This window comes from Streptomyces ipomoeae 91-03 (assembly GCF_000317595.1).
Lineage (GTDB): Bacteria > Actinomycetota > Actinomycetes > Streptomycetales > Streptomycetaceae > Streptomyces > Streptomyces ipomoeae.
On record NZ_AEJC01000208.1, the window covers coordinates 22,346 to 46,400 of the forward strand.

A 24,055-nucleotide genomic window follows, 5' to 3' on the forward strand; every position below is an offset into this window, starting at 1 on the left:
TTCGCGTGTCCTTCCGCCGAGGCCATGACGTCCGTACATACGCGCGCGGGCGTAGATATGTTCAAAACTTCAAATGACACATGTCACCACGCCGACAAGTTGGCCGAACCCAGTCGTCCTCGTCCTCGAAACTCCACCGGAAGTCGACCTGTGCGGCAGGGGCGACGGCGCGCACGGCGTCGTGGAACCCCTGCTCGATCTTGTCGGCCCAGCGGCCGAAACCGGTCACGATGATCGGGTAGTCGCTCCCCGCGAAGACACGACCCGCCGAGGCGTCCTCGCTCACCACCACGTCCCGGTCGAGATCGTGCTCGTGGAGGAAGGCGGTCACCGCCTCGGCGACCCTCGTCGTCAGCGAGCGGCGGCACCCAGCGATGAGGTGAGCGTCCCGGTGAAGGCGGTGCCCGAGTGGTCGGCGTGGTCGCGTATGCGTGCGGCGATGGCGTCGGCTCCGCCGGCTTCCATGAGGTGTACGAGACGGTCGGCGAGGCGGTCGTGGGCTTCGCGAGTGTCGGGGAGGGTGGAGAGGTAGAAGTCCGTGGCGTCGTACGCCATGCGGAAGACGTGCTTCTTCACATCGCTCAGCGTCAGATAAGCGTCAGATGGTCGTCGTCGGTCGTCGGGGCCGGTTCGGGGGCGCCGACGCACACCATCGGGGTGCCGGCGCCTCGAAGCGTGACGCGGATCATCGGCCAACGTACACAGCGCCGCCGGGATCGACGGCGGGGGCATCACCACCGGCCGAGGGATCACAGCAGGGGGGCCACCTCCGCCCCGAACGCCCCCATCTGGTCGGTGAGTTCGTCCCGGCTCCGGCTGCGGAACCGTACCTGGATCTGATCCACCCCCATCGCCGCGTACGCCCGCAGGGACTCGGCGACGGCCTCGGGGGAGCCGGTGAGGGTGCGGCGGCCGACGTCCCAGGTCGGGCTGCCGAGACAAAGAGGCTCGGCGATGGCGCCCACGACGAAGGGACGGTCCACGCCGGCCTCCTCGCGGTGTCGTCGCAGCCGAGCGATCTGGCCCGGCAGCCGGTCGCGCGGATCGCCCTGGGGGAGCCAGCCGTCACCGCGCACGGCGGCCCGTCGTACGGCGGCCGGGGACGAGCCGCCCACCCACAGGGGGACGTGTCGCTGTGCGGGCCGGGGCCGTTGGCCCAGCCCTTCGAAGTCGTACGACTTCCCGTGGTGGGACGGGAACTCATCCGGCCCCAGGGCTGCCCGCAACGCGTCGACGCACTCGTCCAGCAAGGCACCCCGACGCTCGAAGTCCACCCCCAACGCCTCGAACTCCTCCCGCACGTGCCCGGCGCCGACACCGAGGATCAGGCGCCCGCCCGCGAGGTGGTCGAGGGTGGCGTACTGCTTGGCCGTCAGCAGCGGGTGACGGAGCCCGACCACCGCCACGTGGCTGAGGAGTCGTACGCGCTCGGTGACGGCGGCGAGGTGGGCGAGCGTGGCGACCGGGTCGTACCAGACCGTACCCATCGCGGGGGCGAGACGCCGGGGTATGGCGACGTGGTCGCAGGTGGCGATGTACGCGAAGCCGGCACGGTCGGCGGCACGGGCGACCTCGACCAGGTCCTCCGGACCGGCATCCGCCTCCCAGGGCTCGGCGTAGAGGGTGCTCTGCGACTGGACGGGGAGCTGCATGCCGTAGGCCAGTCGGCCGGTGGGTGGAATTCGCATGGGGCGCCCCCTGACTGACGATTCGTCATATGTGGTGGAGCGCGCCCATCGTCGTAGCTGACGCCTTGTCACACAAGAGGTGTGATGTCTTCGCTCCGGGAGTTCACTCGCGGCTGGGCCGGGGATCGGGAAACGCGCCCGCATCCGCCGCGAAGGGGCATCCGCTGGGGCGGGGCACCAGCGGTAATAGCTGTCGTCGAGGTCATGACTGGGTGAACCGGCGACTCCGCGCCGGTGGGGTTCCGCCGCCGTGTTCCGGGCGGGATTCTGGCTTCATGAAGACAACGGGGCGGATCATCGGAAAGTTGGGGTGCGCGGCCGTCGGGGTGTGGGTGGCCTCCGAGGTTGTGGGCCAGTTACGGGTTGGCGGCACCGTGGGTGAGCGGGTGGGGTCCGTGGTCGTCCTCGCTGCTGTGTTCACCGCCGTCGTCATGCTCGTGCCCATGCCCCTGGGGCGGATGCTCGGGCGGGCCGTGGTGCGGAATCAGCGGCGCATGGCGGAGGAGCCCGATTGGGACAGCTCCGATTGGGAGTTCTTCGCGCCGCTGCGCAGGCATTTCGCCCATCTCGGGCTGGGCATGGTGTTGTCGGCCGTCGTCCTGACAGCAGTGGGGCCCGCGGGGTTGTGGGCCGGGGTGGAGCTGGGTGCCAAGCTGGGGTTGAACGTTGGGCTCGACGGTGGGCTCAAGGCCCTCGTCACCGCCGGACTCGTCGTCGCCGCCGTGGAGACGGTGCTGCTGCTCGTGCTCGCCGTACCGGTGAAGCACCGCCGTCCCGGAGCCCTGCGTTCGCTGACGGGCTATCTCTTGTGCTTGGCGGGCCTGGCGCTCGCGGTAGCGTGGCTGGACCGCGTGGAAGCGACGGGCACACAGTGGCTGACGCTCGCCGTCGTCGCCGCCCTGTTCCATCTGCGGTTCCGGCTGACCCTGACGCTGCCTGTGCCCGGAGCGGCGTCGTTGATCCTCGTGTCGGTCAACGCGCTGGTGCTCTGGCTCATCGTGTGGCTCACCGGCCTGCTGCACGTCGACGGCTTCTGGCCCCTCGTCGGGACGGTCGCCCTGATGTGGGCGGCAGAATGGCCGAGCCGCCTCGCCCAAGCCGCCGCGGAGGCCCGGGCCAACCCACCCCGGCCTCCGCACGACCCCTTCTGGCCGGAGCACCACATGCCGCCACAGACGCCGCTGTACTGACCAGGGCCTGTTCGCCAAGGGATGGACGCCACCACCCATCCAACGCCCGACACCAAGCCGGCGCACCTATACGGTCACAGCACCGGGCCCAGCCCGGTCCGGCAGCGGGGACAGGCGCCTGGCGGCCACATAAGCGGTTCCTGCAGCCGTTCGCCGTCGCGCCTGCTTGTCACTGTGCGCTGCCGTCCCCCGGGAATCGGGTCATCTTCGGGGCGACCCGATAGATCCGGACAGTCAGCCCGGAGACCTCCCCTTCCGGGTGCCGCCCGGCATTCACCGCGCCCCGCCGTCCACGACCGACCTGTGGCAGGCGCACAGGCAGCGGGAGATGAGCAGCATGCCTGAGGCACCCGGTAGCGGTACGTCGACGATCTGGCGGCACTGGGCGTGCTGGTCCTCGTGACCACGCCGCCCCGCGAGCGCGCACTCGGCGGACAACGTCGCCGCCTCCGGCCCCGGGCGCCTCAACACCCCACCATCCCCTCGGCGCCCACGACATGCCGGTCCAGGTCGATCCCGAAGTCGGCGGCGAGCACGAGCGCCAACCGCCGCCGCGCCTGGCATTCCTGCTCCCGTTCGACGGCGACGAGGTACGGGCGGACCAGCGGAGAAGCACTCCCGTCGTATGGGCCGTCATCCAGGCCGTACGGGGAACGCGGTGCCGGTGCCCGGTTCCCCGCCGTGGTGGACCTCGCCTCGGAGTTCGACGTGGCTGCCTCAACGATCCAGAAGGCCGTGGCCGCCCTGCGGACGGAGGGCAAGCTTCGTACGGTGCTGGGTCAGGGCTCGTTCGTCGTCGAGTGAGAGTGCGTCGGTGCGCTCGACGGTCACGGCTGGGGCGGCGTCGGAGTCAGCACAGGGCCTCGATGGCCTTCAGAATCAGGGCGCGTGCCTTCGCCCCGTACACGGCCATGCTGCGCAGTTGCTCGAACGCCTTCAGATAGAGCGCGACCTCGTCGGGCTGGGTGATCCTGATCCGGGCTGACAACAGCTCAACGGACACGAGTGTGTCGTCGTAGACGTGGAACAACTCCTGTGGCCACAGCACGCGCTCCCGCGTCGCGCTGGGGATGACACCCAACGACACCTGCGGGAGAGCGCCGGCGGTGAGCAGATGGCCGAGCTGCGCGACCATCGCGTCCTCATCGCCCAACCGGTAGGAGAGCACGCCCTCTTCCACCAGCATGACGAACCGGTGCCCTGGCTGGTGGATGACCTGCGAGCGTTCGAGCCGGGCGGCGGCGGCCTCTTCGGCATCATCCGGGACGTCGAGCAGACGGGCGTTGGCGGACAGCAGGGCACGGGCATAACCCTCGGTCTGAAGCAACCCGGGCACCAGCGTGGGTGAGTAGACACGGAACAGCTCCGTGGACTGATAGAGCTCCACATAGCTGTCCTGGAGTCGCTTCAGACCTGAACGGACCTTGCGCCGCCATTCGACGTACAGGGACTCGGCGTCGCGCGACTGAGCGATGATGTCCGCGGCCTGGTCCTCGGCGCCGCAGGCCCGGCACCAGCGGCGTATGTCGTCCGGCGTGGGGGGCGTACGCGCGTTCTCGATACGGGATGTCTTCGGATGCGTCCAGCCGCAGCGCACGGCCAGCTCGGTCCCGGTGATGCCCGCGTCGGCACGCAACTCCCGCAGACGCTGTGCGACCCGTTCGCGCGCGGCCTGGGCCGAGGAGGACGGGGATATGGACATGAGCTGACCGTGCGCCTTCCGTACTAGCTGATCTTGTAGTCCTCGTGCGGCGTCGCGCGTGCCCACACCGCTTCGAAGGCGTCCGCGCACAACTCCGCCGCGGCTGGATCCTCGCTGATCTCCCCGCCGCCGGAGGCGCCGTCGCCAGTGAAGTGGTTCCACCGGATGAGCCGGTCGTCGATCAACCAGAAGTCGTTGCCGGGCAACGCGATGTCGGAGGCGCGCCGACGCGGCAGCCACCGCACGCGCTCACCCGCCTCCACGTTGACGACGGTGCCCGCGTGTTCATACCGAATGTAGTCACTGACCGGCTCGGACACGATACGGGCCCGGCGCACCACCACGCCCCGCGCCACCGTGCTCCGGATCAGTGTCACCCACGGCGCCCAATACGACGACGCCGGGTCGGTGTCCCGTTCTCCAGTGCTCTTCCAGCGGGCGAAGTCGTCTGCCTCAGCGGCGACTCCGTAGGCGTCGCGCATCTCCAGGTGGACGGCTGAGTGCTGAGCGCTGTTCAGCAGTTCATCGAAGCTGGGTACGTTCTGCGGCATCGCAGGCCCTCCTCAGGATCGGCACCATACGGGCCGGGACACGGACAACCGCCTCGTGATCCGGAATGCCTGCCGCGTGCCCCGGTGCCTCGAACGCGGCGCATTCGGCTTCGAGTTCGGGCGTGGGCTTCCATCCCTGGATGACCAGTTCGTTGCTGTTCTCGTCGACCCAGACGGTGGGGCTTTCGCCCGTTCCCGTATTCGGGTCGATGCCGATGAACCGTAGTGTCATCGCCGCCTCCGGCACTCTCGGTGTGCGCTGATGTACACAACCTTCGGGCGGTCAGGCATGGAAGGTCAAGGGCACAAGGCAGCCTGACCTGCATCAGCCAAGTACCGTGAACATTGCTGAACATCGCTGGAGGAGCGCTCATCACGCCTCTTAGCGTCAGCGGGTACGTCAAGCCCCTGGGGAAGTAGCAGCCCCGGGCCGAGCCGATGCCGCTGAGGAGCGCGCCATGGCGACATGCACCATCCGTCCCCTGACCACCGACGAGCAGGACCGGCCCCCGCTCGACACCGAGACGATGCGGGTCACCGCACGCCGCCTGCTCGCCGGGGACGTCGAGCCGCCCACGCCCGAGGAGTTGGAAATGGTCACTCTTCAACTCCACGGACACATCGAGGTTGCCATTCCCGACGTGGAGGCCGCGGCCGAGCGGTTTCCCGAGGATGACGTGCCACGCGCCTGCGCGCTCGCCTGCGTCGACGAAGCCCGGAGGCGCCTCGGTGCCGAGCCCGGCCACACGCTCTCGGCCGGCATCGCCCATGCCCGGCGTCTCGCCCGCTCTGTGAACGCCCTGTGCGACCACCACGAGAGGCTGGCGAAACTCACGCCCGGCAGCGGGGGAACGCGAAGGGACGCGCAGGGTATCTACGGTCCGGCCCTCCGCCCATGGGGTCTGGCCCGTATGGAGCCGTACCCGACGGTGCACGCCGCTGCCACGGCCGTGGCCTTGGACCCGGCCTCGCAGACGGCCGTCTTCCACGACCTTCGGGGCTGTCCCGTCGAGTTGGGCAAGCACGGCACCGGCAGCGGCACGGAGACAAGGACCCAGACCAGCCAGGGGGACGGGTCCGGCCCCGCCAACTCCGACGAGGGGCACGACCAGGACTCGGACCAGGACTGATGACGCCTCCCCGCCCGGTCGTCGTTCTGACCGCTCTGGATGACCTGACGGCTGACCACGTCATCACCGAGCTGCACCTTCGGGATGTCCCGGTCGTGCGGCTCGACCCCGGCTCGCCGACCGAGGTGACGTTCTCCGCTCAAGCAGGCTGCGGCTGGTCGTGGCACGGCCCGCTCACCACCCCGACTCGCGCCCTCGGGGTGGAGGACGCCCGCGCCGTGTACTACCGCCGCCCGTCCCGCTACGTCCCACCCGACAGCCTGGACGACCAGGAAGGGGACTTCGCCACGGCCCAGTTCCGACATGGTCTGGGTGGGCTGCTGGCTGCTCTGCCGGGAAGTCTGTACGTGAACCACCCGCACCGGAATGCGGGGGCCGAGTTCAAACCCCGGCAGATCACCGAAGCCGTGCGGGCCGGGCTGGACGTGCCACCGACACTGGTCACCAACGATCCCGCCGCCGCCCGGTCTTTCGCCAAGGAGTACGGGCCGGTGGTCTACAAGCCACTCAGGTCGACCGAATATCGCGAGGGTGGCGAGTCGCGCACGATCTGGGTCCGGCCGGTCGAGGCCGACGAGATCGGTGACGGTGTCGGTGTCTGTCCGCACCTGTTCCAGCAGACCGTCACCAAGACCGGCGATGTGAGGGTGGCGGCGGTGGGCGACCGGCTGTTCGCCACCCGCATCACGACCGACGGCGATCATCTCGACTGGCGGCTCGACCACGACCTGATCAGCTGTACCCCCATCGATGTGCCCTCCCCGGTCCGCCGGGGCATCCGCGCCTACCTGAGGGCGTTCGGTCTGGTCTTCGGCGCGTTCGACTTCGCCCTGGAAGCGGGCGGAGCATGGCGCTTCCTGGAGTGCAACCCGAACGGCCAGTGGGCGTTCGTGGACCGTGACACGATCCGGGCCATCACCCGCGCCCTGGCCGATGTTCTGGAGAAGGGACACCCCGAATGACCGACACCCCTCCTTCGGACGAGCATCGTGCCGTCGGACTGCGCCAGGCTCTTGCCGACCGGCTCGAACGGGGCGGGCACCTCCGGTCGGCCGTCTGGCGGTCCGCTGTCGAGACGGTGCCTCGCCATGAGTTCGTGCGCGCGTACTTCCGCCGCTCCGACGGTCCGCAGGGCACCGTGTGGACGTCGCTCGTCCCGACCCGGGACGACGCGGAAACGTGGCTGGAAGAGGTGTATGCCGATGACACGTTGGTGACGCAGCTCGACGGCCATGTGCACCCCGAGGACGTTCACGGCTCGGTCCAGGGCGACCCGACCTCGTCGTCCACCCTCCCGAGCCTTGTCGTACGAATGTTCCAGGACCTCGACCCGCAGGACGGGGGCCGGGTGTTGGAGGTGGGCACGGGTACCGGCTACTCGACCGCCCTGATGTGCGAGCGCCTCGGCAGTAAGAACGTGACGTCCGTCGAGGTCGACCCGACAGCCGCCGAACGCGCCCGAGCGGCCATCGCGGCAGCCGGGTACGAACCGACGCTCGTCACCGGCGACGGTCTGCTCGGCCACTCCGAAAACGCCCCGTACGACGGGCTGATCGCCACGTGTTCCGTGCGCACCATCCCTGCGGCCTGGCTCGCACAGGTGAGGCCCGGCGGCACCATCGTCACCACGGTCTCGGGGTGGCTGTACGGGTCGGGCCTGGTGAAGCTGACCGTCGGCGACGGCGGAACAGCTGAGGGCCGCTTCCTGCCCGGCACGGTGTCGTTCATGATCGCGCGCTCCCATGCCGCACCCCCGCTCACGGGCGTGCCGGAGCTGCTGTCCCAGGACGCGGAGGAGCGTCCGGCACAGGTAGGCCCCGAGGTACTGGCCGACTGGACAGCCCAGTTCATCGCCCAGCTGGCGGTACCGAATGCCCAGCACTTCGGGATGAGCACGGCCGGCGGCCCGATGCTGGACCACGTGGTCGACCTTGCCACCAAGTCGTTCGCCACGCTCATGCCGGACGGCGGGGGCGGGTTCCTGGTTCGGCAGGGCGGCCCGACGCGACTGTGGGACACCGTCGAAGAGGCAATCGGCACATGGCGGGACGCCGGAACCCCGCCACAGACCGAGTTCGGCCTGACCGTCACCCCGAGCCACCAACAGATCTGGCTCGGCTCCCCCGAAGGTCCGCGCTGGAACCTGCCCACCCAGGGGGCCCTCGATACGAGGTGAGCTCCCTCAGCAGATGCGGGGCGGCGACGGCCACGCTTGTGGGGCCGTCGTGGGCCGGGCCTGTCGGCGTCGCGTTCGACGAGGGGGTTCGGCGGCCTCGCGGTATGTGAGCGTGGTGCGTCCGGCGAGGATGCCGTCGGCCGGGCCGATGACGACCAGGGAGTCGTCGTCGAGCGGTTCCGTGTCGAGGCCTCGACCGCGGGCCTCGTCGTCGACAAGAGGCCCAGATCCACCTCGCCGGCCACGAGCAGCACGGTACGTGGGTCACCGACACGGACAGGCGGCGGCCATGGTCGCCCCGATGAAGGCCACTTGAGCAAGATGTCGCGGAGCCGGACGTGGTTGTGCGACTCAGGGACCATCCGTCATGCCTTTGTGTCCATCCGTGGTCGGAGCAAGTCTGTCCCTGCGACAGATTCGCTCAACTCCCATGCACGAAAGGGTTGGTGCGTCTCATAGGCCACTACCCCGAGGACCCCCCACGTGCGCAGCAGTCGAACAGCTTCCTTCCTGGCGGCCGGTACCGTCGCCGCCCTGGTACCCGTGATCGCACCGACTACGGCATCCGCGGCAGCCAACCCCCTGAGCCAGTACCTTCAGCAGAAGCCGGCCTGGCACCGCTGTGACAGAGCGGCGCCGAAGGCCTTCCAGTGCGCCACGATCAAGGTTCCCCTCGACTACAGCCGCCCCGGCGGCAAGAAGATCGATCTCGCGATATCGAGGTTGAGGACGAGCACCAAGAGCGAGCGTCGCGGTGTGCTCCTGCTCAACCCGGGTGGCCCGGGGGGTACGGGCGTCGAGCTGCCGCAGGCGATGGCGAGCGAGCTGCCGAAGTCCGTGAAGCGCAAGTACGACCTCATTGGCTTCGATCCGCGAGGCGTCGGCCGGAGTTCTCCCGTCGGCTGCGGCCTGACGGAGCAGGAACTCAACTGGGAACGGGCTTACAAACCCGAGACGTTCGCCAAGGACGTGAAGTGGGCACGGACCTTCGCCGAGAAGTGCGACGCCAAGCAGGGTGACAAACTGCGCCACATCACCACCCGCAACACCGCCCGGGACATGGACGTGATCCGTGCCGTGCTCGGCGAGAAGAAGATCTCCTATCTGGGGTACTCGTACGGCACCTACCTCGGTGCGGTCTACACGCAGATGTTCCCCAAGCGCTCCGACCGTTTCGTGCTGGACAGCGCCGTCGACCCGGCTCGGGTCTGGCGCGGGATGATCCAGGTCTGGGCGGAGGGCGCCGAGCCCGCCTTCACCAGGTGGACCGAGTGGACCGCCGAGCGGAACTCCACGTACAAGCTGGGGAACACTCCCCAGGCGGTCCGTAAGACCTTCTACGACCTGGTCGCCCAGGCGGACCGCAAGCCGATCGACCTCGACGGGTTTCTGCTGACCGGTGATGACATCCGCGCCGGGTTCCGTGCCCAGCTCTTCTATGTGCGCCAGGCCGCCGAGTCGCTCGTCGAGCTGAAGAAGGCCGCCGAGGCCAAGCCCCCGTCCGGTGACCGGGAGCGCAGGACGGCCACGCCGCTTCCGCCGTCGTTCGGCCGCGCCGTGCCCTCGGACAACGGGACCGCCGCCTTCTGGACCGTCGTCTGTGGCGACACGCGCAATTGGCCGCGCGACCCCGAGCAGTACCGCCGCGACGCGATCCGGGACAAGGGCAGGTACCCGGTGTACGGCGACTTCGCGTCCAACATCAAGCCGTGCGCGTTCTGGAAGAAGAACGGCAGTGAGCCCGCCACCAGGGTCGCCAACAAGGTCGGCGCGTTGATCCTGCAGAACGAGTGGGATTCCCAGACCCCGTTGACCAGCGCCCAGGGCCTGCGCCGTGCCATGAAGGGCGCGAAGATGGTCACGGTTGTGGGAGGTGTCGGACACGGCGTCTACGGCACCAAGTCGTGCGCGGACAAGACGGCCACGGCCTATCTGACCACCGGCAAGCTGCCGGCGAAGGACACGACCTGCAAGGCCGCTCCGGCGGCGGAAGAGCGCAGCGGCGCCAACCCGCTGCCGCTGCCGACGCCTCGGGGTGTCCCGGGGTTGGCCCCCGGCCGCTTCTGAGCCCGGACGAGGTGAGTCCCGTGTGGGGCCCTCCGCCTGCGGCGGGCCCCACGCGGCTCGTTCGGTCGAGGATCGGGAGGAAGGGAGCCCGGGGTGCGCCGGCCGACCGGCCTGATGATGTCGATCGCGGCGACAGCACCGGCCCGGGTCGCCGGATGACCGGTAACCAGTACAGCTCACAGCTCAACACGTCAGCCGGAGGTCCGACCCGGCCGCCCCTCGTCGCCCTCACTCAGGCCCCCGGCCACAGCCCTTCCTCCGTCAGCCCCAGCAACTCGATCGCGTTCCGGCGCACGATGCGGTCCACCACGTCCGGGTCCAGGTGGCCCATCTGGGCCTCGCCCACCTCCCGCGACTTGGGCCAGGTGGAGTCGGAGTGGGGGTAGTCGGTCTCGTACAGGACGTTGCCCACGCCTATCGCGTCCAGGTTGCGCAGCCCGAACGCGTCGTCGAAGAAGCAGCCGTAGACGTGGTCGGCGAAGAGCTCCGACGGCGGCCTGTGCACCTTGTCGGCGACCCCGCCCCAGCCCCGGTTCTCCTCCCACACCACATCGGCGCGCTCCAGGATGTACGGGATCCAGCCGATCTGGCCCTCGGCGTACATGACCTTGAGGTTGGGGAAGCGCTCGAACTTGCCGCTCATCAGCCAGTCGACCATCGAGAAGCAGCAGTTGGCGAAGGTGATGGTGGAGCCGACGGCCGGTGGGGCGTCGGCCGAGGTGGAGGGCATGCGGCTGGAGGAGCCGATGTGCATGGCGACCACCGTGCCGGTCTCGTCGCAGGCGGCGAGGAAGGGGTCCCAGCCGTCGGTGTGGATCGAGGGCAGGCCCAAGTGCGGGGGGATCTCCGAGAAGGCGACCGCCCGTACGCCCCGCGCCGCGTTGCGGCGGACCTCCGCCGCCGCCAGTTCCGCGTCCCAGAGGGGGATCAGGGTGAGCGGGATCAGACGGCCCCGCGCCGCCGGACCGCACCACTCCTCCACCATCCAGTCGTTGTACGCCCGCACGCCCAGCAGACCCAGTTCGTGGTCCGCGGCCTCCGTGAACGTCTGGCCGCAGAAGCGCGGGAAGGTCGGGAAGCAGAGGGCGGACTGGACGTGGTTGACGTCCATGTCGGCGAGGCGCCGCGGGACGTCGTACGAGCCCGGGCGCATCTGCTCGTACGTGATGATCTCCAGCTTGATCTCGTCCCTGGAGTAACCGACGGCGGTGTCCAGGCGGGTCAGGGGGCGGTGCAGGTCCTCGTAGACCCACCAGTCGCCGATCGGGCCGTCGTCGCCGGGGGCGCCCATCACGGGCCTGAAACGGCCGCCCAGGAACGTCATCTCCTTGAGCGGTGCGCGGACTATACGGGGGCCGATGTCCCGGTACTTCTTCGGGAGCCGGTCCTGCCAGACGTTCGGGGGCTCCACCGTGTGGTCGTCGACGGAGATGATCTTCGGAAAGGCGGGGGTGATCGTGGGTTCCGTGGCGCTCGTCTCCATGGTGTCCATGCGCGTCACGGTAGCGCCGATCTGACGGGTCGTCAGCTCCCTGGGTGGCGTCCCGTCACTCGGCGAGCGGCCACTCCTCAGCCGCCCCTCAGCCGCCCCTCCGCCGCCGATTCGCCGCGCGCCGCCCGCCCCAACCGTTGACGCCTGCGAAACCCGGTCAACTCCGGGCGCGTCCAGAACCTAGGAGAGTCCGTGCAGGACTGGTGATGTCCCGTACGGCGACCTGTGACAGCGGTCTCGCACGGCTGACGTATCTGCCATGAACAAGGCAAACTGGCTTGGTTGTCAGGTAAGCCTTGGGGGGGCGTCGATGGGTGGTGAATCGCGAGTGCCGGAGGCCGATGTGCCGCGGGTGCCGGAGCAGCGGGGTGCCGAGGACGAGTGGACTCCGGAGCCGGCCCCCCAGGCCGCGGCCGAGTTGCGCTTCAGCGTGCTCGGGCCGGTACGGGCCTGGCGCGGGACGGAGCCTTTGCAGACCGGTTCGCCACAGCAACGGGCGCTGTTGGCCGCGCTGTTGCTGCGCGAGGGCCGTACGGCCACGGCGAGCGAGCTGATCGACGCCCTGTGGGGCGACGACCCGCCCTCGCAGGCGCTGGCCGCCGTACGGACGTACGCCTCGCGGCTGCGCAAGGCGCTCTCCGCCGACGTACTGGTGAGCGAGTCCGGGGGGTACGCGATCCAGGGGCTGTCGGGGGGCTCGCTGGATCTCGCGGTCGCCCAGGACCTCGCGGCGGACGCCGAGAAGGCCAAGAACTCCGGGGACCTGTACCAGGCCCGCCAGCTGCTGAACAAGGCGCTCGGGCTGTGGGACGGGGAGGTGCTGGCCAGCCTTCCGGGGCCGTACGCGGAGACACAGCGCGCCCGGCTCGACGAGTGGCGACTGCAACTCACCGAGGCCCGGCTGGACATGGACCTGGAGCAGGGCTGCCACGCGGAGGCGGTCTCCGAGCTCACCGCCCTCACCGCCGCCCACCCCCTGCGGGAACGCCTGCGCGAACTGCTCATGCTCGCCCTGTACCGCAGCGGGCGGCAGGCGGAGGCCCTGGCCGTGTACGCGGACACCCGGCGGCTGCTCGCCGACGAGCTGGGCGTCGATCCGCGCCCAGGGCTACGGGAACTCCAGCAGCGCATCCTCCAGGCCGACCCGGGGCTGGCGGAGCCCTCCGCCCCGCTCGCCCCCGAGCCGGCCGCCGCACCCGTCCGCCCCGCCCAACTGCCCGCCAGCGTCCCGGACTTCACCGGCCGGGCCTCCTTCGTCGCCGAGCTCAGCCAGGTGCTGTCGGCGGCGTCCGGGGGCGAGGGGCAGGTCATGGCCGTGTCGGCGCTCGCCGGCATCGGGGGCGTCGGCAAGACGACCCTCGCCGTGCATGTGGCGCACCAGGCGCGGGCGGCCTTCCCGGACGGGCAGCTGTACGTCGACCTCCAGGGCACCGGCGCCCGCCCGGCCGAGCCGGAGACGGTCCTCGGCGCGTTCCTGCGCGCTCTCGGCACTGCGGACTCCGCCATCCCCGACTCCCTGGAGGAGCGGGCCGCGCTGTACCGGTCCGTGCTGGACGGGCGGCGCGTGCTGGTGCTGCTCGACAACGCCCGCGACGCCGCCCAGGTACGGCCTCTGCTGCCCGGCACGGCGGGCTGCGCGGCGCTGATCACGGCCCGGGTGCGGATGGTGGACCTGGCCGGTGCGCATCTCGTCGACCTGGACGTCATGTCACCGGACGAGGCCCTGAAACTCTTCACGAGGATCGTCGGGGAGGAACGGGTCGCCGCCGAACGCAAGGCCGCCCTCGACGTCGTCGCCGCGTGCGGTTTCCTGCCGCTGGCCATCCGCATCGCCGCGTCCCGGCTGGCCTCCCGCCGCACCTGGACGGTGTCCGTCCTCGCCGCCAAGCTCGCCGACGAGCGGCGGCGGCTGGACGAGCTCCAGGCCGGGGACCTGGCGGTGAAGGCCACGTTCGAGCTGGGCTACGGCCAGTTGGAGCCGGCGCAGGCGCGCGCATTCCGGCTGCTGGGCCTCGCCGACGGCCCGGACATCTCCCTGGCCGCCGCCTCCGCCGTACTCGACCTCTCCCCCGACGACACCGAGGACATCCTCGAGTCCCTCGTCGACACCTCGCTGCTGGAGTCCGCGGCGCCCGGTCGCTATCGCTTCCACGATCTCGTACGGCTCTACGCGCGTGCATGCGCCGAGCGGGACGAGCAGCCGCCGAGCGAGCGGGAGGCGGCGATGTCGCGGCTGCTGGACTTCTACCTCGCCACGGCGGCGGAGGTGTACGCCATCGAGCGGCCCGGCGACCGGCTGGTGGACCACCTGGAGCCCACCGAGTACCCGGGCCTGCGCTTCACCGAGGGCTCGGCGGCGCTGGACTGGCTGTACACCGAGGCGGCCTGCCTGCTGGCCTGCGTACGCCAGGCGGCGGGCACGGACCGGCTGCGACGGGCGGTGGACCTGCTGTGGGCGGCCAACGATCTGACCGAGTCGGGGGCCAACTCCCATCAGTACGAGACGACCGCGCGGGCCATGTGCGACGCGACGCGCGACGCGGGGGACGGCCGCGCGGAGGGCCGGGCCCGGACGACGCTCACCAACGTTTTACTGGTCAACGGGCGCATCCAGCAGGCGGAGGAGCAGGCGCGGGTCGCCCTGGAACTCGCCTCCGCCGCGCAGGACGACACCGCCGTCAGCTGGGCCGCCAACGACCGGGGGCTCATCTGTCTGCACCAGGGCCTGTACGCGGAGAGCAAGCCGTTCTTCGAGCTGGCCATAGAGCAGCTGCGGGCCGCCGGGAACCGGCCCTTCGAGGCTACCTGCCTGGGCAACCTCTCCCGGGCGCACCTGGGCATGAGCAACGTCGAGGAGGCGGTCGAGTTCGCGCAGCGCGGCCTGGCGCTGCACACCGGCATCGGCCGGACGCTGCGGCTCGGCAACAGCCACTACGCCGTGGGCATCACCCTGCACCGGGCCGGGCGGCACGACGAAGCGCTCGTACAGTTCAGCGAGGCCCTGGGCATCCTCAGCGACCACCGGCAACGGCTCTGGGAGGGCACGACCAACTTCCGTATCGCCGAGGTGCACCTGGCGGCCCGGCGCCCCGCGCACGCCGCCCGGCACGCCGAACGGGCCCTGGCGCTCGGCTGCATCGGCGGCGACCGGATGCGGGGCAACGTCCTGACCCTGCTCGGGCAGGCGCTCTCCGCGGTGGGGCAGGTGGACCGGGCGAGGGCCTGCTGGCAGGAGGCGCTCAGCCTCTACGAGCAGAGCGGCGCGCCCGAGGCCGACCATGTGCGCGCGCTGCTGGCGCCCGCCAAGGCGGCGTGAGCGACGCCCGTCCCCGGGCCGGCCTCAGGCTCCGTGCCCGGGTGGTTGTACGCACCGCGCCCGAACCGGGCGTGGTCGTTCAGCATTCGTTTATCTCCACCCTGCACCCTCGTACGTGTCACACCGTCGCGTCGGGGGGCAGGCGGTCTGACTTGGGGCCCGGACCGGTCAGGGAGCGGCTCCGAACGCCCGTCCAGCAGCCCTCGGGGGAGCTTCTGGATGGGCGTTCCTCACTCGTCCCCATAGCGAAAGAAGTCGAACGATGAGCGAGAAGAACAAGTCCACGGGGGCACCGCTGGAGCGCGACGCGACGGCGGAGGAGCCCATCTCGACGCAGGACTACCCGATGCCCGCCCCGCCCGCGCCGGACACGGACGCCATCACCACGCAGGACTACCCGATGCCCGCCCCGCCGGCACCGGGCCCGGACACCATCACCACCAAGGACTACCCGATGCCCGCCCCGCCCGCCCTGGACCCGGACAAGAAGTAGGGCGCGCCGGGGGGACGCAGACCCACATCCCGACGGGGATCGGCCGCGGTGGCGCGGAGGGGGAGCCACCGCGGCCGAGTCGTGCCCGGGCACACGTCACCCCCCGAGGTGATCGAGGAGCGCGTCAGTCCCCGAAGCTACGTGAGCTTGAGGCAGGACTTCTTCTTGTAGCCCTTGAACTGGATGCACACCAGCGTGCCCTTGGGGAACTTGGGTCCCGTGGTGCCCTGCATGGCGCCCCACACGGACTCGGCGGTGGTGCCGTCGCTGTTGGAGATCTTGTGGGACTTGCGCCAGGACTTGCCGACGTGGGTCTTGCCGCCCGGCTTCTTGTAGAGCCAGCGGGCGGAAGCGCCCTTCTTGTACGGCATCATGTCGGCGCTGACGAGGGTCAGGGTCCGGGTGTTGGAGCCCTTGTTGTACCGCCAGAGCGCGCCCATCCCGTAGGTGCACTTTCCTTTGGAGTTCTTCGTGGTGCAGGCCGTGTCCCCCTTCTCCACGACGGACGCGGCCTGAGCCGGTGTCGCGAGGGTGACCGCGAGTGCTGTGGCCGCGCCGATGAGAAGGGCTTTCCCCGTTATGTTCCGCACGAACTCAATTCCCCTTGACAGAGATGCTCTTGGACGAGAAGTGGTCTCGACAGTCGATCATATGACCGGCCATCGCCCCCCAGCCCCCGGAGCCGATCTCGCCCCACAATCACCCCAGGTGTTTCACACATGGGCCATCGGCACACCTGAGCGCTCGGCCGGCCGCAAGACCACCGACGCGGCTTTCCGTTCCTTGACAAGCATCCGGGGGTGATTCGGAGGTGGAGTCAAGATCCGACACGCTTCCGACGCTCCGAGAGGGTGAAGGCCGCCGGTTCATTCACCGAGTCGGCCTAATTCTCCTCGTCAAGTCACCCTCGGTCACAACTGCCTGACGGGACATCAGAGCGGGTCGGAATACTCATCGGATTCCCTGCATACGTCCACTTGGCCGCCGCGCGTCACACTTTAGTGATTTTTGGAGATGCCGCCGGAAATTGCCCTCAGTAGGTTCATTCACAGGTCGGCAGCTCAGCCGATCTCCCTGAATGAAGGAGAAAACTGAAATGCAGAAGCGTACCGTCGCCCTGATCGCTGCCTCTGTGGCGGCAGCGGCCGTAACAGCCACTGGCGTGACCTACGCCTCCGCGGCCGGTTCCTCCCCCGAGTCCGCCTCCGTCCGGGAAGCCGTCCTCCCGGCCTCGGCTCCCCTCGGTGGCGACGACCACGAGTGGAAAGACGGCGAAAAGAAGGACGACTACAAGAAGGACGATTACAAGAAGGACGACAACGGGTACGAGAAGCACCGCGGCGAGATTCAGATCAACGAGCGGACGTACTCGGCCCACCCGGGGGCGTGCATCACCGTGTTCGGGGCGGGCTCCTCCAGCTTCAACATCACCAACGACACCGACAGGACTGTTGAGTTCTTCAACGGGGGCTTCTGCAACGAGGGCACCCCCGTCGCCACGGTCGGGCCGGACAGGGCCAGCTTCGGAGTCGGCGACGCTTCCTTCCTGGCCAGCTTCCGCGTGGTCGACTAAAGGCAGTCACGGGAGCGACCGCCCCCCGAAGAAACCATCGTGGGATCCTGACAGCCCCGCTCATACGCCATCCGGACCCCGGCCCGCCGTAATCGGGCCGGGGCTCGGCACAGGGTATCTCCTTCAGCTCGAAACACCCGGCTGGGCTCGTTTCACACCGTGCGCCCCTCCCGTAGTGATCGCAAAGGCGCGCGGATATACGGCTGATTGGCGGCCGACAAGGTCCTTTGACCGAGAATCGGCGCGTTGCGTTGGAAAAGCGCGATCAACTGACGTCACTGTGGAATGACTACCAGACGATTGCGGGAGTGTCATGCTGCTGTTGACGTTCGTCAGACAACTGAGAAGGCCTGCCGGTGCACCACATATCGACGCGACGGTCCTGCGCCGGCTCGACGACAGCGCCGCACGTGCTCGTTACTGGGTGAAAAGAACCCCGAGAGAAGCGGTTCGTATGCTGCACAGGGCCCGCCTGTACCACATCGCCGCCGCCGCACTCAGCGTCATCACCGGGCTCGTGGCCTGGCCGGTCATCGCTGATGGTTCTCGCCTCACCGCCCAAGTGGTGATTTCCACGCTGTCATGCCTCGCCGCCGCGGCCATCGCCGCGCCCTACGTAATGGGCCTGCACGACCGCGCCGAGGAATCCATCAGGCTCTGCGGAGCCTACGGGGCGATCTACGGTGAACTGCTCCGCGCGCGGGGCCAACTCCGCACTCAGGCCATCACACAACCGCGTGTCACGGAAGTCATCCAACAGTTCGACGACATCACCACACGCAAGGACGCCCTCGGACTCGCCGCACCGGCCCCGGACTCCGGCCAGGCATCCGACGAGCACTCCGGGTCCGTCCGCCGCTGAGTAGGGTGCTCCATCGGTTCGCTTGATCATCCGGCCACCCGATGGAGACGTCCGTTGAGCACACCGCCACCCGCCCCCGGCCCGTACCAGGCCTCCGGTCCGTACCAGGCCTCCGGGCCGTACGGCGCCCCCGGCCCGTACCAGGCCCGCGAGCCGTATCCGGCCCCCGGCCCCCGGCCGGACTACTCGCTCCCGCCGCAGGATCCGTACGCCGGCCCGCCGCCCGTGCACGCCCCTGTCGCCCTCGCCTGCGAGGTCTGCGGGGCGGCGCCGGCGGCAAGGGTGACCGTGCGCGGGCACCAGGGCATGGTGGTGATCATGCGGTCGCTGCGGCGGGACGGCGCGTTCTGCCGGACGTGCGGCCTGGCGGTCTTCCGCCGGATGCAGACGGACACGCTGTGGCAAGGCTGGTGGGGGCCGTTGTCGCTGGTCATCACGCCCGTCGTCCTGCTGTTGAACCTGGGCACGCTCGCTGCGATACGCCGCCTGCCCCAGCCTTACGCACCGGGTCCCCGGCCCTCCCTGGACCCCGGCAAACCCGTACTGGGACGGCCTGCCGGGATCATCGCCGCCGTGCCCCTGGCCCTGCTCGCCCTGGTGGTCGCCGCCATTCCGGTGCTGATGGTCGTGGGTGTGCTGGTCGGGGGCGACGACAAGCCGGAACCCCTCACTGTCGGCTCGTGTGCTCGCAACGAGGCCGACTGGCCCGACCAGGACCTGAAGCCGGAGCCCTGCGATGACTCCGCCGCCCAGTTCCAGGTCGACGACCCCGGTGCCGGCGACTGCCCGACAGGCGACTTCCTCGCCCACCCGGAGTACAGCGAGGACGGCGTGACGGCACTCTGCCTGCACCCCCTGAACTCCTGAGACCTCTCTTGAGACCTCCTGGGCCCTGAACATCGGCCGAACCCGTCAGCCCGCCCTCCCCCGCAGCTCCCCCTTCACCACCTTCCCGCCGGCGTTCCTCGGCAGCTCCCCCACGAACTCCACCGCCCTCGGCACCTTGTAGTTGGCCATCTCCCTCCGCGACCAGGCGATGAGGTCGTCGGCGGTCGTGGCGGAGCCCGGGCGGCGTACCACGTACGCCTTGCCGACCTCGCCCAGCCGGGGGTCCGGTACGCCGATGACGGCGACGTCGGCCACGTCCGGGTGGAGGCCCAGCAGTTGCTCTATCTCGGCGGGGTAGGCGTTGAAGCCGCCGACGATGAACATGTCCTTGATGCGGTCGGTGATGCGGAGGTTCCCGGCGGCGTCCAGCACCCCGACGTCACCGGTGCGCAGCCAGCCGTCGGCCGTCACCGCCCGCGCGGTCTCCTCCGGGTCCTCGAAGTAGCCGCGCATGACGTTGAAGCCCCGGACCAGGACCTCTCCGGGCGAGCCGGGCGGCAGCGGGGCGCCCGACGGGCCCACCACCTTCACCTCCGTCCCGGGGATCGCCCGCCCGGACGTCGACGCGATCACCGTCGGCTCGTCGCCGCGCCGGCACATGGTGACGATGCCGCTGGCCTCGGACAGGCCGTACGCGGTGAGCACGGTCTCCACCCGTAGCTCCGCCCGCAGCCGTTCGACCAGCTGGAGCGGGACGACCGCCGCGCCCGTGACCACCAGGCGCAGGGCGCTCAGGTCGTAGTCGTCGCGTGCGGGGTGGTCGAGGAGGGACTGGTGGAGGGTCGGCGGGCCGGGGAGGACGGATATCCGTTCGGCGGCCACGTTCGCCATCGCCGTCTCCACGTTGAACACCGGCTGCGGGATCATCGTCGCGCCCCGGGTCAGACAGGCGATGACCCCCGCCTTGTAGCCGAAGGTGTGGAAGAAGGGGTTCACGATCAGATAGCGGTCGCCGCGCCGCAGGCCCGCCAGCTCGCTCCACGCCTCATAGCCGCGCAGAGTCTGGGCGTGGGTGATCACCGCCCCCTTCGGGCGGCCGGTCGTGCCCGACGTGAAGATGATGTCCGAGGGGGAGTCGCCGGTCAGGGCCTCCGCCCGCCCCCGTACCTCCCCGGGTTCCATGTCGTCACCGCTCGCCAGGAAGTCCTTCCAGATGCGGAAGTCGGCGGGCGCGTCGTCGGAGAGGACGACCACCTGCTCCAGGCACGGCAGCCCCGGCAGCGGCCCCCGCGTCGTGGGCGGCACGTCGCACTCCCCCACCACCGCCCCACCCGCCACGGTCCCACCGGCCGCCGCTCGCCCCGCCGCCCGTCGCAGCGACGCCACGTACGACGTGCCGAGGAACGTCCCGGTGATGAACAGCAGCTTCGCCCGGCTGCGCGCGAGCACATCCGCCGCCTCCCCGCCCTTGAACCGGGTGTTCAACGGCACCAGCACCGCCCCGGCCGAGACCGCGCCCAGCGCGGCGCCGATCCAGTCGAGGGAGTTGGGCGCCCAGATGGCCACCCGGTCGCCGACCCGCACCCCGTTCGCGACGCACGCCGCCGCCGCGCGCTCCACCCGGGCGCCCAGCTCCGCGTACGACACCCGCGTACGGCCGTCGACGACGGCCTCCACCTCGCCGTACCGCCGGGCCGCCGAGCGGACCAGCCCCGGGATGGTCCCCCACTCCAAGTCACCGCGCACAGCAGGCCTCCAGCAACACCGGAACCAGTACCTGACTACCCGTCAGATTAGCTGTACTCTGACGGACTGTCAGCTGGGCTGGGGCTTCGAAGGCCCCCCGGTGCGGAGGTGTGCCCCATGGCTCCCATGGCCGTGCTCAAGGACGCGACCGCGATCGTCGGCATCGGCCAGACCCCCTTCGCCAAGAAACTCACCGAAACGGAACGGGCGTTGGCGTGCCGGGCGATCCTCGCCGCGCTGGACGACGCCGGGATCTCCCCGGACGAGGTGGACGCGCTCGCCTCGTACACCATGGAGGAGACGGACGAGGTCGAGGTGGCGAAGGCCCTCGGCCTCGGGGACCTCACCTTCTTCAGCAAGGTGGGGTACGGGGGCGGCGGTTCGTGTGCGACCGTGGCGCATCTCGCCGCCGCGATCGCCACCGGGCAGGCCACGGTCGGCGTCGCCTGGCGGTCACGGAAGCGCGGCTCCGGCCCCCGCCCGTGGAAGAACACGACCGTCCAACTGCCCACCCCGGCCCAGTGGACCCGCCCCTACGGCCTCCTCCGCCCCGCCGACGAGATAGCCATGCTCGCGCGCCGCCACATGCACGAGTACGGCACCACCCGGGACCATCTCTTCAACGTCGCGCTCGCCTGCCGCAACAGAGCGAACCAGAACCCCGCCGCGATCATGTACGACCGCCCGCTCACCCGGGAGATGTACATGACCTCCCGCTGGATCAGCGAACCCCTCTGCCTCTTCGACAACTGCCTTGAGACGGATGGCGCGTTGGCCTGCGTCCTCGTCTCGGCGGAACGCGCCCGCGACTGCCGCCGGCCCCCCGTCTACGTCCACTCCGCCGCCCAGGGCCTGCCCGCCCAGCACCACGGCATGGTCAACTACTGGAACGACGACCCCCTGACCGGCCCCGCCTGGACCGCCGCCCGACACCTCTGGAAACACGCCGACTTCACCCCCGAGGACGTCGACGTCGCCCAGATCTACGACGCCTTCACCGCCCTGATCCCGCTCTCCCTGGAGGGCTACGGCTTCTGCGCCCGGGGCGAAGGCGGCGCCTTCACCGAAGGGGGCGCCCTGGAGATCGGCGGCCGACTGCCCCTCAACACCTCCGGGGGCGGCCTCAGCGAGGCATACGTGCACGGGTTCAACCTCATCAACGAGGGCGTACGACAGCTGCGCGGGACGAGCACCGCGCAGGTGCCGGGGGCGGCGACCTGTCTGGTGACGGCGGGCGAGGGGGTGCCCACTTCGGCCCTACTGCTGAGGAGTTGAGATGCTGCCACCGGTCGTCGACGGGGACAGCGCCCCCTTCTGGGAGTACGCCGCCCGGGGCGAGCTGCGGATCCAGGCCTGCGCCGACTGCGGTGAGCTGCGCTTTCCGCCCCGGCCCTGCTGTCCGCACTGCCGGTCGTTCGAGAGCGAGTGGCGACCGCTCTCCGGTCGCGGCCGTATCTGGTCGTACGTCCGCCCGTACCCGCCCCTCCTCCCCGACTACGCCGAGCAGGCCCCGTACAACGTGATCCTCGTCGAACTCGTCGACGCCCCCCGTATCCGGCTCGTCGGCAACCTGGTGAGCGAGCCGGGCGCCCGGCTGGACTCGATACCGGTGGAGCGGATCCGGATCGGGGCGCGGGTCCAGGTGGTGTTCACGTCCACCGGTCTGCCCCAGTGGGTACTGGAGCGACCATGACCCTGCGACTGGACGCGGACAAGGACACGGGAGTCGCGGTCCTCACCCTGGACCGCCCCGCGAAGCTGAACGCGATCGATCCGGAGACTGCCGGGGAACTGGCCGCCGCATGGCGGGAGTTGAGGTTCGACGACACCGTACGGGCCGTCGTCCTGACCGGCGCCGGCGGGCGGGCGTTCTGCGTGGGCCTCGACCGGGACACGCTGGAGGATGTGCCGCAGCCGAACTCCCCGTACATGATCGACGATCCGCTGATCGCGATCGGCCCGAAGGCGAACGACCTGTGGAAGCCGGTGATCGCCGCCGTGAACGGCATGGCCTGCGGCGGGGCGTTCTATCTGCTGGGCGAGTCGGAGTTCGTCGTCGCCGACTCCACGGCCACCTTCTTCGACCCCCACACCACCTACGGCATGGTCAGCGCCTTCGAGTCCGTGCTCATGGCCCAGCGGATGCCGTCCGGGGAGGCGACGCGGATGGCGTTGATGGGCACCGCCGAGCGGATGTCCGCGCGGCGGGCGTACGAGGTGGGGCTGGTGACGGAGGTGACGGAACCCGGCGAGGCCGTCGCCGCGGCGGTGCGGTGCGCCGAGGTGATCGCCGGGTATCCGCCGGAGGGCGTGCAGGGCACGGTACGCGCCTGCTGGGCTGCCCAGGAGGCGGCCCGGGCGCACGCCCTCGCGTACGCCCCGCACCTCGTCTCCCTGGGCAACCTGCCGAACGCCCGCCAGGCCGAGCTCTTCGCGGGGCGCCGCGCGGGCCACCGGATCCGCTGAACACCGGCCCGTGGCCGGCCCTACTCGGTGGCGTAGCGCTCCGGGTCGGTCAGCTTGCAGCTGCCGCCGCTCACGGTGAAGTCGCCGCCGGCCATGGCGCTCTGGGGCACCTTGACGTCGAGGGTGTCGGAGGAGTCGGCGGGCACCGACAGGATGCCGCCATCCTCGGCGGTGTGGATCAGCTTGCCGTTCCCGTCCGTGAACTCCACGTCGAACTTGTAGCTGTACGTGGTGATCGAGCTGCTGTTGGTGGCGCGGACGCGGGCGACGAGACCGTTGTCGTACGTGCAGGTCTCGATCTTCAGATCCCTGGCGGCGGCGCGCTTGGAGCTGGACGATCCGCTGGAGGAGCCGGTCGTCCCCGAGGTGCCGGTCCCGCCCGTGGTGGTCGTGGTGCCACCGTCGGAGCCCGAGCTGTAGTCGTCCTTGCCCACGTCACCGGTGGTGCCGCCACCGCTGGAGCTGGAGGAACTGGACGAGGAGGAGCTGCTGGAGCAGCCTCCGCCGTGGGAGCCGCGGGCTCCGGTGAGAGCGATGACGGCGATACCGAAGACGGCTATGGCCCGGACATGACGAGACTGCAACTTCACGTTGCTCAACCCCCGTTGAGTGGTGCCGATTTGATGTCACAGCAGCAAACGAATGCGGTTCGCTGGCAGGTGCACGACACGATACAGGCTGCGCCGCTCAGCCATTGCCTACGAGCTCGGGGGGATGGGTTCGTTGGCGGCTGCGGGTGAGTGGGGGCTGATCGCGCAGTTCCCCGCGCCCCTGA

26 protein-coding genes are annotated in these 24,055 nt (G+C 70.0%); 14 read left to right on the top strand and 12 right to left on the bottom strand.

Annotation, left to right across the window (positions count from 1 at the left end):
- Window positions 1–61: 61 nt before the first annotated feature.
- The 3 genes from STRIP9103_RS13635 to STRIP9103_RS13645 all read right to left on the bottom strand — a co-directional run bounded on the left by STRIP9103_RS13635 (window position 62) and on the right by STRIP9103_RS13645 (window position 1,688).
- Window positions 62–331: a hypothetical protein gene (locus tag STRIP9103_RS13635; protein ID WP_009310089.1), complete on the bottom strand. Its 270-nt coding sequence runs from the start codon at window positions 329–331 to the stop codon at window positions 62–64.
- 20 nt (window positions 332–351) lie between these two features.
- Entirely contained in the window at window positions 352–576 is a 225-nt protein-coding gene (locus tag STRIP9103_RS13640) for a hypothetical protein (protein ID WP_009310093.1), read from the bottom strand.
- 173 nt (window positions 577–749) lie between these two features.
- Window positions 750–1,688 carry an LLM class F420-dependent oxidoreductase gene (locus STRIP9103_RS13645; RefSeq protein WP_009310134.1) on the bottom strand — a complete coding sequence of 313 codons (939 nt, stop codon included), beginning with the start codon at window positions 1,686–1,688 and terminating at the stop codon, window positions 750–752.
- Between the two features lie 275 nt (window positions 1,689–1,963).
- On the opposite strand from STRIP9103_RS13645, the gene STRIP9103_RS13650 reads away from it, so the two are divergent.
- Window positions 1,964–2,878, top strand: coding sequence for a hypothetical protein (locus STRIP9103_RS13650; RefSeq protein WP_048820231.1), 915 nt, complete (start codon window positions 1,964–1,966; stop codon window positions 2,876–2,878).
- Between the two features lie 273 nt (window positions 2,879–3,151).
- Here the strand turns inward: STRIP9103_RS13650 and STRIP9103_RS13655 are convergent, their stop codons facing one another.
- Both STRIP9103_RS13655 and STRIP9103_RS51470 read right to left on the bottom strand, forming a co-directional pair.
- Window positions 3,152–3,346 (bottom strand): hypothetical protein, encoded by a 195-nt coding sequence (locus tag STRIP9103_RS13655; RefSeq protein WP_048820236.1) that lies wholly within the window; start codon window positions 3,344–3,346, stop codon window positions 3,152–3,154.
- Window positions 3,343–3,603: a hypothetical protein gene (locus STRIP9103_RS51470; protein ID WP_234022200.1), complete on the bottom strand. Its 261-nt coding sequence runs from the start codon at window positions 3,601–3,603 to the stop codon at window positions 3,343–3,345. Before STRIP9103_RS51470 ends, STRIP9103_RS13655 begins: the two co-directional genes overlap by 4 nt.
- On the opposite strand from STRIP9103_RS51470, the gene STRIP9103_RS51475 reads away from it, so the two are divergent.
- Complete coding sequence (locus STRIP9103_RS51475) at window positions 3,587–3,682, top strand: hypothetical protein (protein WP_234022198.1); 96 nt, start codon at window positions 3,587–3,589, stop codon at window positions 3,680–3,682. The genes STRIP9103_RS51470 and STRIP9103_RS51475 overlap by 17 nt on opposite strands.
- Before the next feature lie 46 nt (window positions 3,683–3,728).
- Here STRIP9103_RS51475 and STRIP9103_RS13665 read toward each other — a convergent pair whose 3' ends face one another.
- The 3 genes from STRIP9103_RS13665 to STRIP9103_RS13675 are packed head-to-tail and all read right to left on the bottom strand — an operon-like array spanning window position 3,729 to window position 5,363.
- Window positions 3,729–4,580: a helix-turn-helix domain-containing protein gene (locus STRIP9103_RS13665; RefSeq protein ID WP_009310099.1), complete on the bottom strand. Its 852-nt coding sequence runs from the start codon at window positions 4,578–4,580 to the stop codon at window positions 3,729–3,731.
- A gap of 23 nt (window positions 4,581–4,603) precedes the next feature.
- A complete protein-coding gene (locus tag STRIP9103_RS13670; protein ID WP_009310091.1) occupies window positions 4,604–5,131 on the bottom strand; it encodes a DUF6879 family protein in 528 nt (175 codons plus the stop codon).
- A complete protein-coding gene (locus STRIP9103_RS13675; RefSeq protein ID WP_009310135.1) occupies window positions 5,103–5,363 on the bottom strand; it encodes a hypothetical protein in 261 nt (86 codons plus the stop codon). The genes STRIP9103_RS13670 and STRIP9103_RS13675 overlap by 29 nt, the downstream gene beginning before the upstream one ends.
- Before the next feature lie 226 nt (window positions 5,364–5,589).
- Here STRIP9103_RS13675 and STRIP9103_RS51480 point away from each other — a divergent pair, with 226 nt between their 5' ends.
- From STRIP9103_RS51480 to STRIP9103_RS13700, 4 genes are all read left to right on the top strand, one after another.
- Window positions 5,590–6,261, top strand: a complete 672-nt coding sequence (locus STRIP9103_RS51480) for a DUF6415 family natural product biosynthesis protein (protein ID WP_009310079.1) — start codon at window positions 5,590–5,592, stop codon at window positions 6,259–6,261.
- Complete coding sequence (gene tgmB / locus STRIP9103_RS13690) at window positions 6,261–7,223, top strand: ATP-grasp ribosomal peptide maturase (RefSeq protein WP_009310105.1); 963 nt, start codon at window positions 6,261–6,263, stop codon at window positions 7,221–7,223. Before STRIP9103_RS51480 ends, tgmB begins: the two co-directional genes overlap by 1 nt.
- On the top strand, window positions 7,220–8,437 hold the full coding sequence (tgmC, locus tag STRIP9103_RS13695) for an ATP-grasp peptide maturase system methyltransferase (RefSeq protein ID WP_009310108.1): 1,218 nt from the start codon (window positions 7,220–7,222) through the stop codon (window positions 8,435–8,437). The genes tgmB and tgmC overlap by 4 nt, the downstream gene beginning before the upstream one ends.
- Window positions 8,438–8,920: 483 nt before the next feature.
- Window positions 8,921–10,504, top strand: coding sequence for an alpha/beta fold hydrolase (locus tag STRIP9103_RS13700; RefSeq protein WP_009310088.1), 1,584 nt, complete (start codon window positions 8,921–8,923; stop codon window positions 10,502–10,504).
- A gap of 232 nt (window positions 10,505–10,736) precedes the next feature.
- Here STRIP9103_RS13700 and STRIP9103_RS13705 read toward each other — a convergent pair whose 3' ends face one another.
- Window positions 10,737–11,996: an amidohydrolase family protein gene (locus STRIP9103_RS13705; protein ID WP_009310121.1), complete on the bottom strand. Its 1,260-nt coding sequence runs from the start codon at window positions 11,994–11,996 to the stop codon at window positions 10,737–10,739.
- 310 nt (window positions 11,997–12,306) lie between these two features.
- On the opposite strand from STRIP9103_RS13705, the gene STRIP9103_RS13710 reads away from it, so the two are divergent.
- Window positions 12,307–15,312 (top strand): AfsR/SARP family transcriptional regulator, encoded by a 3,006-nt coding sequence (locus STRIP9103_RS13710; protein ID WP_048820232.1) that lies wholly within the window; start codon window positions 12,307–12,309, stop codon window positions 15,310–15,312.
- A 262-nt stretch (window positions 15,313–15,574) separates the two neighbouring features.
- The gene (locus tag STRIP9103_RS13715) at window positions 15,575–15,805 is read left to right on the top strand and encodes a hypothetical protein (RefSeq protein WP_048820233.1); all 231 of its coding nucleotides are present in this window, start codon (window positions 15,575–15,577) and stop codon (window positions 15,803–15,805) included.
- A gap of 137 nt (window positions 15,806–15,942) precedes the next feature.
- On the opposite strand, the gene STRIP9103_RS13720 is transcribed toward STRIP9103_RS13715, so the two are convergent.
- On the bottom strand, window positions 15,943–16,395 hold the full coding sequence (locus STRIP9103_RS13720; protein WP_009310126.1) for a hypothetical protein: 453 nt from the start codon (window positions 16,393–16,395) through the stop codon (window positions 15,943–15,945).
- Window positions 16,396–16,901: 506 nt separating this feature from the next.
- Here STRIP9103_RS13720 and STRIP9103_RS13725 point away from each other — a divergent pair.
- From STRIP9103_RS13725 to STRIP9103_RS53080, 3 genes are all read left to right on the top strand, one after another.
- Window positions 16,902–17,378 carry a hypothetical protein gene (locus STRIP9103_RS13725; protein ID WP_009310098.1) on the top strand — a complete coding sequence of 159 codons (477 nt, stop codon included), beginning with the start codon at window positions 16,902–16,904 and terminating at the stop codon, window positions 17,376–17,378.
- Window positions 17,379–17,832: 454 nt separating this feature from the next.
- Window positions 17,833–18,240, top strand: a complete 408-nt coding sequence (locus STRIP9103_RS13730) for a hypothetical protein (protein ID WP_234022199.1) — start codon at window positions 17,833–17,835, stop codon at window positions 18,238–18,240.
- Window positions 18,241–18,294: 54 nt separating this feature from the next.
- The gene (locus tag STRIP9103_RS53080) at window positions 18,295–19,107 is read left to right on the top strand and encodes an LppU/SCO3897 family protein (protein WP_009310123.1); all 813 of its coding nucleotides are present in this window, start codon (window positions 18,295–18,297) and stop codon (window positions 19,105–19,107) included.
- Between the two features lie 45 nt (window positions 19,108–19,152).
- Here STRIP9103_RS53080 and STRIP9103_RS13740 read toward each other — a convergent pair whose 3' ends face one another.
- Window positions 19,153–20,814 (bottom strand): fatty acid--CoA ligase family protein, encoded by a 1,662-nt coding sequence (locus STRIP9103_RS13740; RefSeq protein WP_009310081.1) that lies wholly within the window; start codon window positions 20,812–20,814, stop codon window positions 19,153–19,155.
- 126 nt (window positions 20,815–20,940) lie between these two features.
- Here STRIP9103_RS13740 and STRIP9103_RS13745 point away from each other — a divergent pair, with 126 nt between their 5' ends.
- The 3 genes from STRIP9103_RS13745 to STRIP9103_RS13755 are packed head-to-tail and all read left to right on the top strand — an operon-like array spanning window position 20,941 to window position 23,280.
- Window positions 20,941–22,089: a lipid-transfer protein gene (locus STRIP9103_RS13745; protein ID WP_048820234.1), complete on the top strand. Its 1,149-nt coding sequence runs from the start codon at window positions 20,941–20,943 to the stop codon at window positions 22,087–22,089.
- 1 nt (window position 22,090) lies between these two features.
- On the top strand, window positions 22,091–22,507 hold the full coding sequence (locus STRIP9103_RS13750; protein WP_009310111.1) for a Zn-ribbon domain-containing OB-fold protein: 417 nt from the start codon (window positions 22,091–22,093) through the stop codon (window positions 22,505–22,507).
- Window positions 22,504–23,280, top strand: coding sequence for an enoyl-CoA hydratase/isomerase family protein (locus tag STRIP9103_RS13755; RefSeq protein WP_009310107.1), 777 nt, complete (start codon window positions 22,504–22,506; stop codon window positions 23,278–23,280). The genes STRIP9103_RS13750 and STRIP9103_RS13755 overlap by 4 nt, the downstream gene beginning before the upstream one ends.
- 20 nt (window positions 23,281–23,300) lie before the next feature.
- Here the strand turns inward: STRIP9103_RS13755 and STRIP9103_RS13760 are convergent, their stop codons facing one another.
- Window positions 23,301–23,870 (bottom strand): hypothetical protein, encoded by a 570-nt coding sequence (locus STRIP9103_RS13760; RefSeq protein ID WP_009310119.1) that lies wholly within the window; start codon window positions 23,868–23,870, stop codon window positions 23,301–23,303.
- Window positions 23,871–24,055: the final 185 nt, after the last annotated feature.

Coding starts and splice junctions, on each gene's coding strand:
- STRIP9103_RS13755 (WP_009310107.1), top strand. CDS start 22,504: ATGACCCTGCGACTGGACGCGGACAAGGACACGGGAGTCGCGGTCCTC.
- STRIP9103_RS13705 (WP_009310121.1), bottom strand. CDS start 11,996: ATGGACACCATGGAGACGAGCGCCACGGAACCCACGATCACCCCCGCC.
- STRIP9103_RS13710 (WP_048820232.1), top strand. CDS start 12,307: ATGGGTGGTGAATCGCGAGTGCCGGAGGCCGATGTGCCGCGGGTGCCG.
- tgmC (WP_009310108.1), top strand. CDS start 7,220: ATGACCGACACCCCTCCTTCGGACGAGCATCGTGCCGTCGGACTGCGC.
- tgmB (WP_009310105.1), top strand. CDS start 6,261: ATGACGCCTCCCCGCCCGGTCGTCGTTCTGACCGCTCTGGATGACCTG.
- STRIP9103_RS13645 (WP_009310134.1), bottom strand. CDS start 1,688: ATGCGAATTCCACCCACCGGCCGACTGGCCTACGGCATGCAGCTCCCC.
- STRIP9103_RS13650 (WP_048820231.1), top strand. CDS start 1,964: ATGAAGACAACGGGGCGGATCATCGGAAAGTTGGGGTGCGCGGCCGTC.
- STRIP9103_RS13675 (WP_009310135.1), bottom strand. CDS start 5,363: ATGACACTACGGTTCATCGGCATCGACCCGAATACGGGAACGGGCGAA.
- STRIP9103_RS13670 (WP_009310091.1), bottom strand. CDS start 5,131: ATGCCGCAGAACGTACCCAGCTTCGATGAACTGCTGAACAGCGCTCAG.
- STRIP9103_RS13745 (WP_048820234.1), top strand. CDS start 20,941: ATGGCCGTGCTCAAGGACGCGACCGCGATCGTCGGCATCGGCCAGACC.
- STRIP9103_RS13715 (WP_048820233.1), top strand. CDS start 15,575: ATGAGCGAGAAGAACAAGTCCACGGGGGCACCGCTGGAGCGCGACGCG.
- STRIP9103_RS51480 (WP_009310079.1), top strand. CDS start 5,590: ATGGCGACATGCACCATCCGTCCCCTGACCACCGACGAGCAGGACCGG.
- STRIP9103_RS13725 (WP_009310098.1), top strand. CDS start 16,902: ATGCAGAAGCGTACCGTCGCCCTGATCGCTGCCTCTGTGGCGGCAGCG.
- STRIP9103_RS13750 (WP_009310111.1), top strand. CDS start 22,091: ATGCTGCCACCGGTCGTCGACGGGGACAGCGCCCCCTTCTGGGAGTAC.
- STRIP9103_RS13730 (WP_234022199.1), top strand. CDS start 17,833: ATGCTGCACAGGGCCCGCCTGTACCACATCGCCGCCGCCGCACTCAGC.
- STRIP9103_RS13665 (WP_009310099.1), bottom strand. CDS start 4,580: ATGTCCATATCCCCGTCCTCCTCGGCCCAGGCCGCGCGCGAACGGGTC.